This is a genomic window from Mesorhizobium sp. M1078, assembly GCF_040318615.1.
In the GTDB taxonomy this organism is placed as follows: Bacteria; Pseudomonadota; Alphaproteobacteria; order Rhizobiales; family Rhizobiaceae; genus Mesorhizobium.
In genome coordinates this window covers 25,321-44,322 of the sequence record NZ_JAMYMP010000014.1, presented here as the reverse complement: position 1 = coordinate 44,322, position 19,002 = coordinate 25,321, and the positions used below count along the sequence as shown (strand labels likewise).

General features: G+C 62.7%; 16 protein-coding genes. 7 read left to right on the top strand and 9 right to left on the bottom strand.

The genetic code is table 11. The features are described 5' to 3' along the window. Positions 1-78: 78 nt before the first annotated feature. Positions 79-972 carry a LysR family transcriptional regulator gene (locus NKH38_RS19145; protein WP_352762157.1) on the bottom strand — a complete coding sequence of 298 codons (894 nt, stop codon included), beginning with the start codon at positions 970-972 and terminating at the stop codon, positions 79-81. 155 nt (positions 973-1,127) lie between these two features. Between NKH38_RS19145 and NKH38_RS19140 the strand changes: the two genes are divergently transcribed. From NKH38_RS19140 to NKH38_RS19125, 4 genes are all read left to right on the top strand, one after another. After that, complete coding sequence (locus NKH38_RS19140; RefSeq protein WP_031253467.1) at positions 1,128-1,961, top strand: SDR family oxidoreductase; 834 nt, start codon at positions 1,128-1,130, stop codon at positions 1,959-1,961. Positions 1,962-2,200: 239 nt separating this feature from the next. Further along, a complete protein-coding gene (locus NKH38_RS19135; protein ID WP_023730815.1) occupies positions 2,201-2,692 on the top strand; it encodes a (2Fe-2S)-binding protein in 492 nt (163 codons plus the stop codon). Next, positions 2,689-3,681, top strand: coding sequence for an FAD binding domain-containing protein (locus tag NKH38_RS19130; protein ID WP_352762156.1), 993 nt, complete (start codon positions 2,689-2,691; stop codon positions 3,679-3,681). Before NKH38_RS19135 ends, NKH38_RS19130 begins: the two co-directional genes overlap by 4 nt. After that, positions 3,678-6,059: a xanthine dehydrogenase family protein molybdopterin-binding subunit gene (locus tag NKH38_RS19125; RefSeq protein ID WP_352762155.1), complete on the top strand. Its 2,382-nt coding sequence runs from the start codon at positions 3,678-3,680 to the stop codon at positions 6,057-6,059. Before NKH38_RS19130 ends, NKH38_RS19125 begins: the two co-directional genes overlap by 4 nt. Before the next feature lie 164 nt (positions 6,060-6,223). On the opposite strand, the gene NKH38_RS19120 is transcribed toward NKH38_RS19125, so the two are convergent. The 4 genes from NKH38_RS19120 to NKH38_RS19105 form a co-directional block, all read right to left on the bottom strand. Then, the gene (locus NKH38_RS19120; protein WP_352762154.1) at positions 6,224-7,324 is read right to left on the bottom strand and encodes an ABC transporter ATP-binding protein; all 1,101 of its coding nucleotides are present in this window, start codon (positions 7,322-7,324) and stop codon (positions 6,224-6,226) included. A gap of 14 nt (positions 7,325-7,338) precedes the next feature. After that, a complete protein-coding gene (locus NKH38_RS19115; RefSeq protein WP_502896611.1) occupies positions 7,339-9,543 on the bottom strand; it encodes an ABC transporter permease in 2,205 nt (734 codons plus the stop codon). Between the two features lie 89 nt (positions 9,544-9,632). Beyond that, positions 9,633-10,658, bottom strand: coding sequence for an ABC transporter substrate-binding protein (locus tag NKH38_RS19110; RefSeq protein WP_502896614.1), 1,026 nt, complete (start codon positions 10,656-10,658; stop codon positions 9,633-9,635). A 61-nt stretch (positions 10,659-10,719) separates the two neighbouring features. Then, entirely contained in the window at positions 10,720-11,553 is an 834-nt protein-coding gene (locus NKH38_RS19105; RefSeq protein WP_352762152.1) for an inositol monophosphatase family protein, read from the bottom strand. 217 nt (positions 11,554-11,770) lie between these two features. On the opposite strand from NKH38_RS19105, the gene NKH38_RS19100 reads away from it, so the two are divergent. The 3 genes from NKH38_RS19100 (at position 11,771) to NKH38_RS19090 (ending at position 15,441) form a co-directional block, all read left to right on the top strand. Beyond that, positions 11,771-12,790, top strand: coding sequence for a LacI family DNA-binding transcriptional regulator (locus NKH38_RS19100; protein ID WP_084569953.1), 1,020 nt, complete (start codon positions 11,771-11,773; stop codon positions 12,788-12,790). Between the two features lie 37 nt (positions 12,791-12,827). Next, positions 12,828-13,013: a hypothetical protein gene (locus NKH38_RS19095; protein ID WP_023684018.1), complete on the top strand. Its 186-nt coding sequence runs from the start codon at positions 12,828-12,830 to the stop codon at positions 13,011-13,013. Between the two features lie 85 nt (positions 13,014-13,098). After that, positions 13,099-15,441, top strand: a complete 2,343-nt coding sequence (locus tag NKH38_RS19090; protein WP_352762151.1) for a response regulator — start codon at positions 13,099-13,101, stop codon at positions 15,439-15,441. Here NKH38_RS19090 and NKH38_RS19085 read toward each other — a convergent pair whose 3' ends face one another. From NKH38_RS19085 to NKH38_RS19070, 4 genes are all read right to left on the bottom strand, one after another. Continuing rightward, positions 15,442-16,194, bottom strand: coding sequence for a Stf0 family sulfotransferase (locus NKH38_RS19085; RefSeq protein WP_352762150.1), 753 nt, complete (start codon positions 16,192-16,194; stop codon positions 15,442-15,444). Positions 16,195-16,274: 80 nt separating this feature from the next. Next, complete coding sequence (locus tag NKH38_RS19080) at positions 16,275-17,414, bottom strand: sterol desaturase family protein (protein WP_502896610.1); 1,140 nt, start codon at positions 17,412-17,414, stop codon at positions 16,275-16,277. Between the two features lie 163 nt (positions 17,415-17,577). Then, entirely contained in the window at positions 17,578-18,129 is a 552-nt protein-coding gene (locus NKH38_RS19075) for a chloramphenicol phosphotransferase CPT family protein (RefSeq protein ID WP_352762148.1), read from the bottom strand. Positions 18,130-18,143: 14 nt separating this feature from the next. Further along, on the bottom strand, positions 18,144-19,001 hold the full coding sequence (locus NKH38_RS19070; protein WP_023806511.1) for a lytic transglycosylase domain-containing protein: 858 nt from the start codon (positions 18,999-19,001) through the stop codon (positions 18,144-18,146). Position 19,002: the final 1 nt, after the last annotated feature.

Genomic DNA, 19,002 nt, shown 5'->3' with positions numbered 1-19,002 from the left:
TGGACGCCCGAAAATTGTGCTGATGAGGGAGGGATAACTCACTTCGCCAAGTTAGAGCGGCGTGTTTTCGCCCTTCCGTCACGCCTTGAGACGGAGTGCCTCCACAAGAAGAGCGAACGCTGCAGTGTGCTGGCGTCGGCTGGGATAATAGAGGTGATAGCCCGGGAAGGGTTGGCACCAGTCTTCCAGCACCCGGATCAGGCGTCCGTCTGCGATGAACGGAGCGACCTGGCTCTCAAACGTGTATGCTAGCCCGAGGCCGTCGAGGGCCGCAGCCTCCAGCATTTCCCCGTCATTGATAATGAGGGGGCCATTCATCCTGACTTCAAGTTCCTCACCGCCTTTTTCGAACTCCCAGGCAAAGAGCCCGCCGCTGGTCTTCTGACGGTAGCTGATGCCTTTGTGTTCCCCAAGTTCGCGCGGTGTCTTTGGAACCGTTCGGGTTGCAAAATACGACGGTGATCCAACCACCGCCATACGCAGGTCCGGGCCGATCCTTACTGCCACCATGTCCTTCTGGACCTGCTCGCCGATCCGGATACCGGCGTCGAATTTGCTTGCAACGATGTCAACCAGACCTTCGTCCAGGCTCAATTCCACTTCGATATCCGGATACTGCAGAAGGAGTTTGGCGATGACGGGCCACAGTACTGATTTGGCAGCATACCGGAATGTCGTCAGGCGAATGAGGCCAGTGGGCTTGTCGCGCAGGGCGGCGACGGCGGCGATCTCGCTTTCGATGTGATCGAAGGCCGGTCGCAGGCTTCGCAGCAAGCGCTCTCCAGCTACCGTCACGGACAGGCTGCGGGTGGTGCGTGAGATCAGCCGGACTCCCATGCGCTGTTCCAGCGTTCTGACAGCGTAACTGAGCGCCGACTGCGATAGACCAAGCTTTGCTGCGGCGCGTGTGAAGCTGCCCGCCTCTGCTACGGCGATGAAGACTGCCAGCTCGCTGAAATCTCCGCGCCTCATTTATCAATCCCATTTCTAACTTCATGCAGATTATAGAGGCTAATCGTATCGAGTCCTATTCGCTATTTCACCAGGCAGACAACGAACGCTGAGACGGACGTGCCACAAGCCAACGCGGCATAAACTGAAAGATACCGGCCATGAAGGATATGCCTATGAACAGAGTATGGATGATTACCGGCGCAGGGCGAGGCATGGGCCTCGACTTTGCCAAAGCGGTCCTGGCCATCGGCGATAAGGTCGTTGCGACCGGTCGTAACCCAGATCGGGTCGCCAAGGCGATCGGGCAGTCGGACAATCTTTTGGTCGTCACGTTGGACGTGACCAAGCCGGCCGACGCCGACGCCGCGGTGAAGGCAACCCTGGACCGCTTTGGTCGCCTCGACGTGCTCGTCAACAATGCCGCGGGCTTCTATGCCGGCTATTTCGAGGACCTGACTCCGGCCCATATCGAACTTCAGCTCGCGTCCACCCTGACCGGCGCCATGAACGTCACGCGCGCAGTCCTGCCGGTCATGCGCGCGCAGGGTTCTGGCAAGGTCATTGCCATCTCATCGACGGCAGGCCTGGTCGGCTTTGAGTTTTGTTCTGCATACGCCGCGGCAAAGTTCGGCGTTGATGGCTGGATCGAGTCACTGCAAGCCGAGGTGGCGCCGTTCGGCATTGAAACGATGATCGTGAACCCCGGGTTTTTCCGCACGGAGCTGCTGACGGACGAATCCACACAATATGCTCCGTCATTCGTCAGCGATTACAGCGAACGTCGCGCCCAGCAGATAACGGGTTGGAAAGCCGCGAACGGCCAGCAAGTCGGCGACCCCGCGAAACTCGCGCAGGCGTTGATCACTCTGGTCGACAAGCCGGAGTTGCCCCGTCGGTTCATCGCCGGCGCCGATGCTCTTGCAATGATCAGGCAGAAACTCGCTCTGCTGCAGCAGCAGGTCGATGCCCATGAGGAGCTATCCGGGTCGCTGGCCTTCGACAGCTGAACGTCGCATTCAGCACTGCCGTCGTCGCAGGTCTATTTATGAGCGCCGTCGATAGGCTCATGCGAATTTTGAGGGCTAATTCGGATGTCGCGTCCGTGCTCTCCTGAGGGTTGACCCTTAGGCAACCGGCCAATGACAGGCCTTCGAATAGACGTCCCTTTCCGACCGATGCCGTAGGCTTCGTCGGTCCGATCGATTTCGCGAGAAGTCCCAATCCCGCCCGCCACCGAGGAGACGACATGCCAGAGCCCCGACAGCTAGCCTTGGACATCAACAGCCGGCGCCACCAGTTTAATCTTGATGTACGCGTGACTCTGCTGGACGCACTACGCGAGCATGCCAACCTGCCCGGCACGAAAAAAGGCTGTGATCATGGGCAGTGCGGCGCCTGTACCGTCCACGTCGACGGCGAGCGGGTATTGAGCTGCCTGACGCTGGCGGCCCAGGTCGAAGGCCGTCAGGTCACGACGATCGAGGGCCTCCAGGCTGCCGACGGCGTGATGCACGCAGTCCAGACCGCGTTCATCGAGCACGATGCATTCCAGTGCGGCTATTGCACCCCCGGTCAGATCATGTCGGCCGTTGCATGCATTCGTGAGGGCCACGCCGATACGGACGAGGACATCCGCGAATACATGAGCGGCAACATCTGCCGGTGCGGCGCTTACCCCCATATCGTCGCCGCGGTGCGCGATGCCGCCAGCCGCCTGAAGAAGGAGGCAGCACTATGAGACCTTTCGAGTATCTCCGCGCCAAAGATGCCGCGAGGGCGCTTGCCGAGGCTACCAAGCCAGAGACAAGATTTCTCGCCGGTGGGACCACGCTTCTTGACCTCATGAAGCTGAATGTCGAGCGTCCTGCGCGGGTGGTCGACATCACGCGCCTTCCCGGCCTGGACACGATCGAGGTATCGGCGGATGCCATTCGCATCGGTGCGCTCGCCAAGATGAGCAAGGTCGCCGACCACGCCGATATCAAGCAGGCTGCGCCGGTGCTTTCCGAAAGTCTTTGGCGCGCTGCCTCGGCACAGCTGCGCAACATGGCGTCCATCGGTGGAAACTTGATGCAGCGAACCCGTTGCACCTACTTCCGGGACCCGGGCGCTTATTCGAACTGCAACAAGCGCAATCCAGGTTCCGGATGCGCTGCCCTTGGCGGCGTCAACCGCAACCACGCGGTGCTCGGCACGAGTGACGCGTGCATAGCAATCTACCCCGGAGATTTTGCGGTTTCCCTGGTGGCATTCGACGCCACGGTCATCATCCGGGGAGCTTCCGAACGCAAAATTCCCGCCGACGAATTCTTCCTGCTCCCTGGCGATACCGCACACCTTGAGCATAATCTGTCGCCCGGAGAGATGATCGTCGGGATCGAGATCCCGCGTTCGGCAGCCCTGGAACGCTCGCATTATCTCAAGGTCCGGGATCGCGCGTCGTACGAGTTCGCCGCGGCCAGCGCCGCTGTCGGAATCGAATTGGAAGCCGATGGCAAGACAATTCGCGAAGTACGCATTGCGGTCGGCGGCCTCGCCACCAAACCCTGGCGCCTGCGCGCCGTCGAAAATTTGCTCAAGGGAAAGACGCTCGACGAGGCGACGCTTCGTAGCGTCTCGTCAGCCGCCGGCGACGGCGCGAAGTCGAGCGGACACAACGCATTCAAGATTGAACTGGCACCGAAGGTCGTGGCCCGCGCCCTGATGACGGTAGGAGGTATCGCATGACACATGGTAACGCGTTCGAACTCAACCGCCGCACCGTCTTGAAGCTCGGCGCCGGCGTAGCCGCTGTCGCTGGCGCCGCTGTCGATCTCTCGTCAAAAGCCGTTGCGGCTGAGACCGTCCCCGCCAAGGCGCCAGCTCTCGGTGCCAGGCTTTCCCGCGCCGAAGGCCCGTTGAAAGTAACCGGGCAGGTTCGCTATGCGATCGAGCAGAAGCTGGAGAACCTGGCCTATGGCGTTACCGTCCAATCGACGCGGCCGGCAGGGCGTATCGTCAGTATCGATACGTCGGCCGCCAAGGCTCTACCGGGTGTCCTGGATGTCTACACCGCGCAGAATTCCCTGAAGCTCAACAAGCCGACCGTCTACAGCAAGGGCGGCGGAGCGACCGAGGAATTTACCCCAATTCAAGACGATGTGGTCCGTTTCAACGGCATGCATATCGCGCTCGTGGTCGCAGAAACCTTTGAGCAGGCAACGGAAGCGGCAAGTCTTCTCAAGATCGAATATGAGGACGGCGACCCTATTCTCGACATCAACGATCCCAAGGCAAAAGTGCAGCCCATCGATGAGATGGGTGCCGCGTGGGGCGATGCGGCGACAGCGTTGGCCAATGCCGAGGTCAAGGTAGACGTCACTTATACGACGTCACGCGAATACAATGTGCCGATGGAGCCGCATGCGTGCATCGCTTCCTGGGACAACGGGAAAATCACCGTCTGGGAGCCCAGCCAGTGGGTTGGCGGGGCACGGAGCGTCGTGTCGGAATGGCTCGGCATCGACATCGAGAATGTGCGGGTGATCTCGCCCTATGTCGGCGGTGGGTTCGGGTCCAAGATCGGGGCACATCCGCATGTGGGGCTGGCTTGCGCGGCCTCGCGGAAACTGGGCAGGCCGATCAAGGTTTCTCTCACGCGGCCGCAGACCTTTACCGGCCTTGGCGGCCGACCGGCGACACGGCAGACACTCTCAATCGGAGCCTCGAAGGACGGAAAGATAAGCTCGATCGTCCATGAGAGCTGGAACGAGACGGCGATTGACGAAGTCCATATCGAGGCTTGCAACAATGTGACGAAGATCATGTATGCGACGCCGAACTTTTCTTCACGTCTCAACGTCGTCCCGGTCAATACGGTCCAGCCCGGCTGGAAACGGGGCCCCGGCGAAAACCCCAGTGCCTATGCTGTAGAAAGCGCGATCGACGAGCTGGCGTACGCGCTCAGCATGGATCCGGTCACGCTGCGCCTTGCCAACTGGGCGGAGACGGATCCCAGCAATGGGATGAAGTGGAGCACTCGACAGTTACGCGAAGCCTATGCCGTGGGCGCGGAAGCCTTCGGCTGGTGGAACCGGAACCCGGCCCCTCGCTCGATGCGCGAAGGCCGCGAGTTGATCGGTTATGGAATGGCCGCCGGGTCATACCCCATGATCCGTACCGCGAGCGAAGCCAAGATCGTACTCCATGCCAGTGGACAGATCGAAGTCCTCAGCGCGGGCACCGACATGGGAACGGGGACCTATACCATTCTCGCCCAGACAGCGGCTGACGCATTGGGCGTTCCTGTTGAGACAGTCGCGGTGCGGCTGGGCGATACCCTCCTCCCCAGATCGGCGCTCGCAGGCGGTTCCCAGCAGGCCAACAACCTGACGGGAGCGGTGGACAAGGCGGCCAGGAATGCACGGGACGCCTTGCTGGCGCTTGCCGCATCCGATCCGAAGTCGCCGCTGGCAGCCTCGAAGGCGACTGACCTCACGTTCGAAAACGGCTCGGTGCGACCGACCCGGCGGCCGAACGGCGGTATCAGCATCGCGGAACTGTTGAAGGCAGTGGGCAAAGACAAACTGGAAATCGAGGGTAACACCTTTGCTCCCGGCGCCACCGAGGAGATGAAGAACGGAGCTGACCGCAGTTTTGCACAGTTGAAGGGCGCTGTGGAAGGAGGCGTCTCGGCCCATAGCTGGTGTGCGCATTTCGTGGAAGTTAGGATCGATGAGGATTTTCGCACGATCCGCGTCAAGCGCATGGTCTCGGCATTCGATAGCGGCAGGATCTTCAATCCGAAGCTTGCGGAAAGCCAGTGGATCGGCGGTATGGTCATGGGTCTCGGGCAGGCTCTCCTGGAAGAAGGTTACGTAGACCAGCGAGACGGGCGCATCATCAACGCGAATTTTGCCGACTATGCCGTCCCGGTTAACGCCGATGTGCCCGACATCCATGTGATTTCGGTTGGAATTCCGGACATGCAGGCAACCGCTCTTGGCGGCAAAGGCGTCGGCGAGATCGGTGTCGTAGGGGTCGCCCCTGCGATCGGCAATGCCGTCTTCCACGCCACCGGCAAACGCATTCGAAGCCTTCCAATCACGCTGGAAAAGCTCGTTTGAGTTCGGTCGATGCGCCCTTGGTGATCCACAGGCTCGCAACAGGCGAGCATGCAAACAGAACGATCTAAACCCAATGCAAACTGGAACGCTAATCCCTGGTCGCCGCCTGTTGTGACGCGTCACCAAGCAACGCCAGACAGTGTGCAACGGTTTTCCCGGCGCGTTCAATCGTCTTTGATCAGCACGATCTTCGCCGGATCGAAATCGATCCCGACCATCGTCCCTTCCGCGACAGCGGGTGTGACATCAGGCGATGTCGCGAACAGTTCGACCGCCGGATCGCTGATCGCGATCCGGTATTCCATGTGGTCGCCGAGATACGAGCTCTTGACCACCTGGCCCTTCATGGTGCCCGCTGGCTGGCCGGGCAAGATGCGCACGGCATTCGGGCGCACAGCGAGCATCGCCGGTCCCGGAGCGTTGCCACGAGCCGGCATGCCGAGCAGCAAGGGTCCGACCTTGACCCTGGCACTGGTCGCATTGCTGGAAAGCACCTCGACGTCGAGCAGATTGGCGTCGCCCATGAAGTCGGCGATGAAACGGTTGGTCGGCTCGTTGTAGAGGTCGCGCGGCGTACCGTCCTGGGCGACGCGAGCGGCGTTCATGACGATGATGCGGTCGGAGACGGCGAGCGCCTCTTCCTGGTCATGCGTGACATAGACCATGGTCAGCGCCAGATCTTGCTGCAGGCTGCGGATTTCGTCGCGCACCCGCCGGCGCAGCTTGGCGTCGAGATTGGACAGCGGCTCGTCGAACAGCAGCACCTTCGGCTCCAGTACGATGGCGCGCGCCACCGCGACGCGCTGCTGCTGGCCGCCGGACAATTCGCTCGGCTGGCGTTTCTCGTAGCCGGACAGGCCGACAAGCGACAGCTTTTCGGCGGCGCGCTCGGCTGCCTGCGCCTTGCCAAGCCCCATCGCCCGCAGGCCGTAGCTAACATTCTCCATCACGTTCATGTGCGGGAACAGCGCATAGGACTGGAACACCATGGAGACATCTCGCTCGGCGGCGGACAGCAAGGTGACGTCCTTGTCGTCGATCAGGATGCGCCCGGTGCTGGTCTGTTCCAGCCCGGCGATCAGCCTGAGCGTCGTCGTCTTGCCGCAACCCGAGGGCCCGAGCAGCGTCACCAGGCTGGCCGGCGCGATGTCGAAGCTGACGTTGTCGACGGCGGTCACCGCGCCATATTTCTTGGTGACGCCCTCGAACCGCACCGCTAGCCTGTCCGTCGCAACCGGGGCAGCAGTCTTCGCCGTCTGATCCACGCCGCTTCTCCCCATCAGATTGCTGCCACAACGGCTTCCGGACCAGGGCGGCGCCGGCCGAGCCGGCGTTCGCCGACCAGCAGCTGGATGCCGATGAGGATGACCATCATGACGACGATCATCACCGCCGAATAGACAATCGCGATGCCGTATTCGCCGACATCTGCGCGCCCGACAATGTAGACCGTGGCGAGGTTGAACCGGCCGCTCGCCAGGAAGATGACGGCGCTGACCGCCGTCACCGCGCGCACGAAACTGTAGATCATCGCGGTCACGATCGCCGGCTTCAGGATCGGCAGGATCACCCGCCGCAAGGTAGCAAAAGACCGCGCCCCAAGCGTCAGCGATGCCTCGTCCAGGCTCTTGTCGATCTGGCCGAGATTGGCGAGCCCGGCGCGGATCGCCACCGGCATGTTGCGGAAGATGAAGGAGATGACGATGATCAGCCCGGTGCCCGTCAGCTGCACAGGCGGCACGTTGAAGGCAAGGATATAGCTGACGCCGATCACCGTGCCGGGAATGGCAAAGCTCATCATCGCCAGGAACTCGAACATGGTGCGCCCGGCGAAACGCTGCCGGTCGAGCAGATAGGCCGTCAGGATGCCGAGCGCCGCGGTGAACGGCATCGCCACCAGCGCCAGGCCGATGGTCATCAGCAGCGACGGCCAGGCCGAGCCGCTGAAAAACCAGCCATTGACGCCTTTCTCGATCGAAAAGGCGGTGAGGAAATATTCGAGCGTCGGCGTGTTGTCGCGCCCGATCGATTGCACGAAACCGCCGCCCAGGATGATGCCGTAGACCACGATGGTCAGAACCAGCCACGGAACGACGGCGGCGTAGCAGCCGATCCGCAAGGCCTTGGGCAGCGTCGCCGGTACGCCGCCATCGCCCTTGCCTGCAACGGTGACGTAGCTGCGGCTGCCGATCCAGCGGCGCTGGATGACGAAGGCTGCCAGCGTGAACATCAACAGCACGATCGCCAGCACCGCCGCGCGGCCCTGGTCGTGCGCCGCGCCAACCACCGCGAAGAATATATCGGTCGACAGCACGTTGAAATTGCCTCCCAGCACCAGCGGATTGGCGAAATCGGCCATGCTCTCGATGAACGAGATCAGGAAGGCGCTGGCCAGGCCCGGCCGGATCAACGGCCAGGTGACGGTGCGAAACGTCCGCCAGCGACTGGCGCGCAAGGTCTGCGACGCCTCCTCCATGCTCGGGCTGACCCCTTGCAGCACGCCGACCAAAACCAGGAAGGCGATCGGCGTGAAGGCCAGCACCTGCGCGATGGTGATGCCGGCCATGCCGTAGATCCAGCGGCTGCGCGGAATGCCGAGATGCACCGACATGAGGTTGGTGACGATGCCGGCGCGGCCGAACAGCAGGATCAGCGCCAAGCCGATGACGAAGGGCGGCGTGATGATCGGCAGGATGGACAGGCCGCGCAGCAGCCATTTGGCCGGCAGCTTGGTGCGAAGCGCAATCAGCGCCAGAGCCAGCCCAAGCGCCGTGCAGAAAAAGCCGACGAGGACCGCGATCGCCACCGTGTTCCACGCGACGCCGCAGGAGCCCTCGCCATAGAGGCAGCGCAGGCTCCATATATTGGCGCTGAAGATCTTTTCGACGAACAGCGCCGGCACGACATTGCCGTCATTGTCCTTGATGGCCGAGGTGAGGATCGACAGCAGCGGATAGGCGACGAACAGGATCAGCGAAGCAATCACGATTGAGAGCGAGCCGACGACGAAGCGGTCGCCCTTGCACCAGCCGCGCGCGGCGAGCGCCTCGGCGATGAACATCAGCATCGCCACGGCATAGAGCGCCGCACCCCAGCCGAGCCCCGGCTGTATCGGTCCCGGCGTGCCGGCGATCTGGGTAAGTAAGCCAAATCCCCAGCCCGAATGGATGATGGAAAAGCCTTCGATGGCCAGCCACAGCAGGCCCGCCGCGCCTGCAACCGCCAGGCTCTTGGGGTTGTTGCGCGCCACCAGCCAGCTCGCCAGCAGAAGCGGCAGGACAAACGGCAACAGCCAGGGCCGGCCACCGAGCGCCAGCATGATGGCCGGCGTCGCATCCGCCGGCTGTGCCAGCCAGTCGAACGACAGGAAGCCGCCTTCGACCTTGTACCAAGGCAAGAGAACGAAGCTCGCCCACGCGGCCATTACCCAGGCGAGCGCGCTGCGTCCAGGAGCGGAACTGACCATGGAACCGGCCGCGGCCATTCAATGTCTTTCTGTGCCAAGGATGGTGCGCCGGCTGCCGCGAGGGGCAGCCGGCGATCAGATGCTAGAGTGAGCGCGAAAGAACGCGCTCAGCCGCCATTGCGGACCTCATCGGTGAACTTCTTCAACAGCCGCTTGCGTTCGGCCGACGAGCCATATTTGGCGAAGTCGTAGTCGATCAGCTTGATCTTCGAGAGGTCCGGCGCCTCGGGCGGCACCGGCGTGGCGCTGTTCGACGGGATCTGGAAGCTGCCGTTCGGCGCCGCGAGCTTCTGCGCGTCCGGGCTCAGCGCCCAGTCGTAGAATTTCTGCGCCTCTTCGACATGCTTGGCGCCCGTCACGATGCTCATCGAGCCGATCTCGAAGCCGGTGCCCTCGCAAGGCGAAACCACCTTCACCGCCGGGTTCTGCTTGGCCGCGTTGATGACGTCGTGCTGGAAGGAGATGCCGATCAGCGTCTCGCCCTTGCCGACGGCGAGCGCCGGCGCGGCCCCTGCCTTGGTGTATTCGGCGATGTTCTTGTCGAGCTGCTTGAGATAGTCGAATGCCTTGTCCTCGCCCATCAGCTGGACGATGGTGGCAAGCATGGTCCAGGCCGTGCCCGATGAATTCGGGTCGGCCATCTCGATCTCGCCCTGGAATTCCGGCTTGACCAGATCGGCCCAGCACGCCGGCGCGGTCAGCCCGCGCTGCTTCAGATCTTCCTCATTGTAGCCATAGCCGAGTGCACCGAGATAAATGCCGACCGTGCGGTTCTTCGACCTGTCGGCCTGCTTCAGCGCCCAGTCGCGCAAGTTTGCCAGTTGCGGCGACTTGTATTCCTGGGTGAGGCCCTCTTCCGCCGCCTGCAGATGCGGGTCGCCGGTGCCGCCCCACCAGATATCGGCTTGCGGATTGTCCTTCTCGGCCCGGAGGCGGGCGTAGATTTCGCCGGCGCTCATGCGGGTCATGTCGACGCTGACGCCCGTCTCCTTCTGGTAGGTGGTCGCCATCGCCCGGCACCAGGCCTCGTCGACGGCGCAATACATTGTGAGGCTGCGGTCGGCCGCCTGGGCGGCACTCGCCAATCCGAACATGGCCAGCGCCGCGCCAAGGCCAAGCCAGGCGACGCGCAAGCCTCGCTTACTGTCAAATGTCTTCATCGATATTCCTCCCTGTCTTCTCACTGGAAACGATCTACCCGTCGTCGAGCGGCACTCCGATCACCTGGGACAATGTCGCCGCAACGCCGGGTGCTGCCGCTAGCACGGGATTGCCCTTCGCCATGCCGTCGCCGTCGAGGAACCGGTTCACCCGGCCGCCGGCCTCCTCCACCAGCAGCAATCCGGCCAGGCAGTCCCACGAATTGATGTGCAGCTCGGCATAGGCATCCGAGCGGCCGTCGGCCACATAGGCCAGCCCAAGCGCTCCGGAGCCGGAGCGCCGCACATTGGCGCCGAGTGCCCAGACAAGGCTCACCTTGTCCAGATAGTCGCGATTGGGAATCCTGGGCGACCAGCCGAATTCGACAAAGGTGCGGTCGAACGCTTTCGTCGGCGACACATGGATCGGCGCGCCATTGCGAGTAGCGCCTTGCCCGCGACGGGCAAAATACGTTTCGCCGATGGCCGGATTGGCAATGCCGCCGATCTCGCTGCGGCCGTCCTCTACGAAAGCTATCGAAATGCAGAAATGCGGAATACCGCGCATGAAATTGGCGGTGCCGTCGATCGGGTCGACGACCCACATGCGGGCAGAGCCGATGCCGCCGCCTTCCTCGCCCAAAAACCCGTCCTGCGGAAAAGCCTCTGCCAGCGTCGCGCGGATGTGCTCCTCGACCTTGCCGTCGGTTTCAGTGAGAAAATCCTGCGGGCCTTTCATCGCCACCGGCTGGACGGCGCCCTGCCGGGCATAGCCTTCCATCGCCAGTTGCCCGGCCGTGACAAGCAGTTTCCGGCAGACCTCGGCACGCCTGTCCATCTCGGCCTTGGACAGCCGGTCCGCCTTCGGATGCGCCGCCGCCCTGCTCATGCAGCCGGTCCGGACAATCGCGCCCTCAATGCCGTCTTCGGCGAAATGGACAGGTATTCCTCCGATGCCACTCTTGAGCCGGCTTGTATTGCACGGCTGTGCAAAGCTGTTGCATTCGGCCATGCCTGTCAAGTGCGGTGGGTGGCAATGGCAGAAGAGTTGCATTACATTGCACTGGCGTGCAAAGAATCACGAAAACAGCAGCGAGAGCGTTCGCTTGACGGTTCCGAGAATCCGCACCGGTTTTTCCAGCGCCCAGCAGGTTGCCGACCTCGCCGGGGTTTCACGCTCGGCCGTGTCACGTACCTTCACGCCCGGCGCTTCCGTTTCCGGGGAAACCCGCGAGCGGGTGATGCTGGCGGCCGAGCAACTCGGCTATCACGTCAACCATCTGGCTCGCGGCCTGATGCGGGCTTCGACCGGCATTGTCTGCCTCATCGTTGCCGATGGCGACACGCCCTATCATGCCCGCCTGCAGAAGGCGCTGACCCAACATCTGCGGGACGCCGGCAAAATGGCCATGGTGTTCAACACCTCCGGCCCCAGCCACCATGTCGACCAGGCGCTGCGCAACACGCTGAACTATCGCGCCGATGCGAGCATCGTTCTGTCCGGCTCGCCGCCGCAGTTGCTGATCCGCACCTGTCTTGAGAACGGCCAGCGGCTGGTGCTGATCAATCGCGATGACCGCTTCGACGGCCCGCACAATATCGGTGTCGACAACGCTGCAGCCGCAGAGGCAGCGCTGCATGCCTTCATCCGGGCCGGCTGTACCCGCCCCGCTTTGGTGACCTCGGCTGCCGGCACGCCCAGCCTGCTCTCCCGCGAAACCGCCTTCCTTACCGCCGCGCAGGAGGAAGGGCTGGAGGTGACCGTGTGGCGCGAGGGCCGCACCGGCTATGCCACCGGAGCCGATGGCGCCAGGCGGCTCTTTTCCGGCCGGCAGCGGCCGGATGCGGCGTTCTGCGTGACCGACCTGATTGCGTGCGGCTTTCTCGATGCGGCCCGCCACGAGTTCGGCATCAACGTACCCCGCGATCTCTGCGTCATCGGCTTTGACGACATTGAACAGGCCGACTGGGCCTCTTACCGGCTGACGACGTTCTCGCCGCCGATCGAGGAGATCGCCAGGCGCGCCGTGCGGCTCGCGACCGGCGCGCGGGAGGAGGCTGGCAGCCGCCTGATCTGCCATGCGCCCATGGTCTGGCGCAGCACGGTGAGGCCGGGCCAGGGCTGATGCGAAACATGTGTCGGTCAAGACGGGAAACGTACTGATGTCCAAGAAAAAGGCCAGGAAGACCCGCCAGGCGGCAAGACCGGTGGAGATAGCTGTAGGCCCCGAAATCCGGAGCATGATGCGCAAGTTCGGCCTGACCGAGGAAGAAGCACTGCGCATGATGCGCGAATGCGATGCCACCCTCTATGGCGCCAACTCCGGGCACGTGCAGCCAGGATCTTGACGGCCCGCCAGGCGCGAACGGAATTTTAATGTAAATCAAGCGTAATCCCGACCGTTAAAATGATGCGTATGTGTTGGGGTTGCGCATGCCGGAATATTCTTTCTTCATCCGCTCGATCCGGATCCGCTACATCTCGGGATTGCTCATCTTTGCGCTGGCTTCCACCGCGGTGATGTTTGCGCTCAATCGCGTCAATTCCTTCCGCCACGACATCGACGCACTGAGCAGCAATCTCGTCGTCTTCACCCGCGACCTGCGCAACGCCTCCAGCTTTGCCGAAACCGCCAGCACGGCCTGGCGCACCGAAACCCGTGACGGCCTTGCCGCCGCCGCGCGCGGCCATTCGCAACGCCTGACCGGCGAGATCGAAACACTGTCCGCGGAGTTGGCCGCCATCAAGCCGAGCCTGTCGGCCAAAACGCTGGACGAACTCTCGTCGGCCGCCGTCAACGGCGACCTGTTCTGGTCGTCGCGCGACATCGTGCGCAACTTCAACCTGATGTCGGCGGCGCAACAGACCGACGAATGGAGCCCGCGCGAAATCCTCAACCAGAACGACCTGTTCGTCCAGCCGATGCTGGTGCGTGTGCGTACCGCCATGGATGGCGAACGCCATCTGGCCGACGCCTCCAGCGACAGGCTGCTGTTGTGGGCAAGCGGCCTTCTGTTCGCGGTTCTTGCCATCGTTGCCCTCTGGATCTTCCGGCCGATGGAAAAGGCGATCCGCCGCGCCTTCACCGAATCCGCCGCATCCTTGTTCAAGGCCGAAGCGGCCGACCGCGCCAAATCGGAATTCCTGGCCAATATGAGCCATGAGATCCGCACGCCGATGAATGGCGTGCTGGGCATGGCCGAACTGCTCGCCAAGACCGAGCTTAATACGCGCCAGAAAACCTTCACCGAAGTCATCGTCAAGTCCGGCAATGCGCTGCTCACCATCATTAACGACATCCTCGATTTCTCCAAGATCAATGCCGGTCAGCTGACGCTCGATCCTGCACCCTTCCGGCTTGCCGAAGCGGTCGAGGACGTGGCCACACTGGTGTCGGCGCGCGTCGCCGAAAAGAACCTCGAGCTGATCGTGCGTGTCGACCCGCGCCTGCCTGCCCATGTCGTCGGCGATGCCGGACGGTTCCGTCAGATCGTCACCAATCTGCTCGGCAATGCGGTGAAGTTCACCGAGAAGGGCCATGTGCTGATCGATGTCGGCGGCGAGGTGGTCGACGGCATGGTCCAGCTCAAGGTCCGCGTCGAGGACACAGGCATCGGCATTCCTGCCGAGAAGCTCGAGAACGTGTTCGAGAAATTCGCGCAGGTCGACGGCTCGTCGACGCGCCGCCATGAAGGCACCGGCCTCGGCCTTGCCATCGCCGCCCGCCTCATCGATCTGATGGGCGGCAAGATCGGCGTCGAAAGCGAGATCGGCCGCGGCTCGGTGTTCTGGTTCGCCGTGCCGCTGCCGGCGCATCAGCAGGACACGCGCAACGAGATCGTGCCGGTCGATGTCACCGGCGCCCGCGTGCTGGTCATCGACGACAACCCGGTCAACCGCGAGATCTTGCTGGAGCAGCTCAGAAGCTGGAGCTTCGACTGCGCGGCCGCCGAAAGCGGCGCCGTCGGCCTCGCCTTTCTAGACCGGGCCAGCCAACTCGGTGCTGCGGTCGACTGCATCATCCTCGACTACCAGATGCCCGGCATGAACGGCGCCGATGTCGCCAAGGCGATTTCCGCCGACAGCCGTCTCTCCGCCATCCCGGTGGTGCTGCTGACCTCCGTCGACCAGGTCGATTTCGGCAAGATGGTCATCGATTTCGGCATCGCCGCGCATCTCACCAAGCCGGCGCGCTCGGCCATCCTGCTCGGCACCGTCATCTCGGCCATCCAGAAAGCGCGGGCCCAGATCGGCAAGGCCCAGTTCGTTCGCGAGCCTGTCGTTCCGCAGGCGGCACCCGTGACGCCACCCGCCTTCACCGTCATTCGCGGCCCGGCAATTCCGGCGGCCACAGTGCCTGAATCGATCGCCACGCCAAACGGCCCGATCGATATTCTGATCGCCGAGGACAATGACGTGAACCAGCTGGTGTTCGGCCAAATCCTCAATGGGCTTGGCCTCAGCTACCGCATCGCCAGCAATGGCCGCACGGCCGTCGAGATGTACCGGGCGCTGCGGCCGAAGCTGATCCTCATGGACGTCTCCATGCCGGAGATGAACGGCTACGAGGCGACCCGCGCCATCCGGGCGGCGGAGGCAGCGAGTGGCAATCACACACCAATCATCGGCGTCACCGCGCACGCACTGAAGGGCGACCGCGACAAATGTATCGAGTCCGGAATGGACGACTATCTGCCCAAGCCGGTGTCGCCCGACCGCCTCGGCAGCAAGATCGGCACATGGCTCAGCGAAACGGTCGCGGTAAAGAGGGCTTGATCAAATCGCCGCGTCCAGACGATAGCGGCGCATCCAGTCCAGACTAATCTCGTCCGAGAGCTTGGCGACGCCCGGCTTTACGTCGGCGGCATTCGGCGCCGGAACGCCCAGGGCCTTGCAGATGGATGCCAATGCCGCTGCCGGATCGGCTGACAGGCGCTCATAGCCGATGCGCAGCGGGACGATCCCCTGCTTCGCGAACCAGACGTTCCAGCCCGCGTCATAGGCTTCGAGTTCGGCAAGCTCGCGCTGGATCCGCTTGAAATCGTAGCGGGGTTCCTGCGGCGGTGCGACTCGTTCGATCTCGGTTCCGTCGGGCGCGATGTGCCAAAGCCCGGTCTGCTCGGCCTTGATCAGCGACACCGCCTGCGCCAGCTTGTTTTCGCGCGAAAGATGGATGTAGAGGACCCGCCCGAAGGCCTTTTCAAAGCGTGCTTTGTCCGATGGCAGGTCTGGGTAGATCCGGTCGAGGATGGCCGAGAGTTCACCCAGGTTCTCCCGCATCAGGCGCAAGCCGAAGACGGCTGTTCCGCCCTTTCCCGCGCTGATTGCCGCCTTGAGGTAGGCGACATCGAAGTCATGCGCGCTCATCGTATCGGGATGCGGCAATTTCCACTCTTCTGCCCATTCCGCCTTGTCCTGCCGCCGGTAGAACGAGTGCGGATCGCCGGCTGTTTTCGTCGAGGCCAGAAGGCCGCACAGCAAGGTGCTTCCGGTTCTCGGCGTGCCGCAGATTATGTAGCCGTCACGCATCTCGGGGCTCTGTCGCTTGTCATGGATTGGGCTAACCTCGCCAGGCGCGGTGACACGCGCGCTTCGCGAAGGACTCCAGTCTAGCCGCGCCGGAAGGGATAGAGGAATTGCTGCCAGTATCCGTTCGGAACGGGATGTCCGTGAATGCCGTAGCCGTTCGGCCAGCGCCCTTCGGGCATATGGTGGGTACCGAACAGCCGGTCGAGCAGCGGGAAATGGATGGCGAAGTTTACGTCGATCGCTTCTTTCTCGAGGCCGTGATGCCAGTGGTGGTAACGCGGCGACACCAGCACCTTTTCGACTGGACCGAAACTGGTTCCGATGTTGGAATGGATGAAAGACGAATAGACGTAGACGATCAATATATACGTCTGGATAGCCGATTCATCGAACCCCAGCACGAACATCGGGGTGGCCGTCAGGCTGCGCAGCACGATGATTTCCAGGAAATGCATGCGCGCACCGGCAATCCAGTCCATCGACTTGGCGGAATGGTGCACGGCATGGAACTTCCACAGCCAGGGAATGCGATGAAAGGCCCGATGCACCCAATACTGGGCAAAGTCGGTCAGGAACATTACCGCCAGCAGTTGCACCAGCCACGGCAAGTCGTGGACCCAGGCGCGCACCGAACCAAGGGCGCCCTGCGCATTGACGAAGTTGGACGGCGCCAAGGTCAGGTAGGTCAAAATCTGCACCAGCAGCGATGAGACCAGATAGTAGAACAGGTCCTCGCGCCATTCGTCGCGGAACACGGTCTGATCCTTGTTGCGCGCGAAAAGACGTTCGAGCGGAACGAACAGCACACCCATGAACAGGGCGTTAAGGATGAAGAAATCAAGCCCGAAGAACACCCCTTCGATGTGCAGTTGATGGCGCACCGGAAGCATGCCGACCAGCGACGCCAGCAGCACAGTGAACATCGCTGCCGCGCCGAGCGTCTTTTGCCTGCGCAGCGTCATGCTGAGGATCGCCAGGATATAGCCGGAGATGAGGACGAAATAGAGCACCGGCTTGAAGAACAGCATCTGGTGGATGGGGGCCAGATCCGGCATCGATGTAAGCGACGGGTAGCGCAGCACGATGACCATCAGCAGGGCGGTGACCCCGGCAAGCAAGCCAATCGAGCCGGACAGCCAGCCAGAACCGAACGGCCGTTTGGCGCGCGGCGTTTCAAGTTCACTTACAACGCGTCTAAGGAAATTTGCCACCGCCCCCATGCCCCGCCTTTTTGACGATCGCAAAAGCTCTCGTCGAGATATCGACCTCTTTGGCTACAGCAGGGCTCATTAATATTTAATCGCCACGACCCTGCACATGATGGGTGACTATCGCTTTCGGGCGATTGGAAGAGCTATGATTGCAACAAAAGAACACCGGCCACTATAGTCGGAATCTTTCCTGGATGCGACGGGCGCATTCAAGCGGCGTCAGCCGGCTGGTGTCGACTTCGAGGTCGTAGTCTATGCCGTTGTGGACGCGTCCATATTGCCAGCGCGCCAAGCCAGGCAGCCTGTCGGCGCGCGCGGCCTCGCGCGCTTCCAGCACCTCCAGCGGCGCCATGACGCCGACCAGATGCAGATCGAAACCCGACAGCAGCATGCGGTACTCCGCTATCTCGTCATTGAAGACCACGTCGTCGACAATGAGATTGTTGCCTTGCCCGGCCGTGGCGGCGATGGCATGGCGCATGCCGCGCATGGCTCGCGCGCCGACCGGCCCGCTCCTGATCACCACCGACGGCTTGCCGTCTTCCAGCACGGTCTCAAAGGAAAACCCGTCGGCATGATCCTGCAGCGCCGGCGGCAGCATGTCGATGAAAGCATCCATCTGGACATGCAGGAACGGTTCAGTGGCGATCGTTTGCAGCGCCCTGGCGATCGAGCTTTTGCCGGCGCTGCCGACGCCATTAAGCAGGACGATTTTGGCCGTCATGTCGCCCCCTCGGCCTATCGGTTGCGCACGACGATACAGGCGCCGCCGACGCTTTGCAGTTTCTGGCAGATGACGTTGGCGGCGGCACGGTCGTCGACGCCGATCCTGACGGCGTAGATGCCGCGTCGGCCGATCGGCGTGCGCACCCGGCTGACCACCGGGTCACGACCGGAAAGCAGCGCCGGAAACCGGCTCCTGACCCGCAGCCACTGATTGATCGCAGCTCCCCTGCGGAAATTGCCGGCCACCTGCACGCCCCATGGCTTCACATTGATCGACGCCATCGCCACGGTTCTCGACATGATCACCGGCAGCTTGCGGCAGGCGACGGCAAAGCCGGTTTTCGCGTCGAGCGGCTCGACCGTCCCGGCGTAAGCGCTGTCGGAAAACTTGTCGACGGGTTCGCCCATGACGTCGAAGACGTAGCTCTCGGTCTCCATCGGCAGGAAGCCGCCCGAACCCAGCCAGCGCGACACCCGGTTCTCGCCGGCATTGTAGGCGGCCGCCGCGAGGCCGAGATTGCCGTAGGCGAGCTTCATCTCGCCGAGATATTTCGCCGAAGCCGGGATCGCCTGCTCGATGTCGAAAGGATCGGCCAGCCCGCGCATCTTGGCGGTGCCCGGCATGAACTGGGCGATGCCTTCGGCACCGACCGGGCTAACCGCATTGGGATCGAAGCGGCTTTCTTTCCAGATCAGCCGGGCGAAGTAATCCTTCGGCAGGCCGTTCCGCTCGGCATGCGTCTCGATCAGGTCACAGACACGGCCGATCAATCGTTTCGCCGCCGAGCGCGATTGCGGTGGATCGGCAAGTGCCTGTCCGGCACCCAGCCCGCAGAGCAGGATCACACCGGCTTTGAGCAGCCCCCGCATG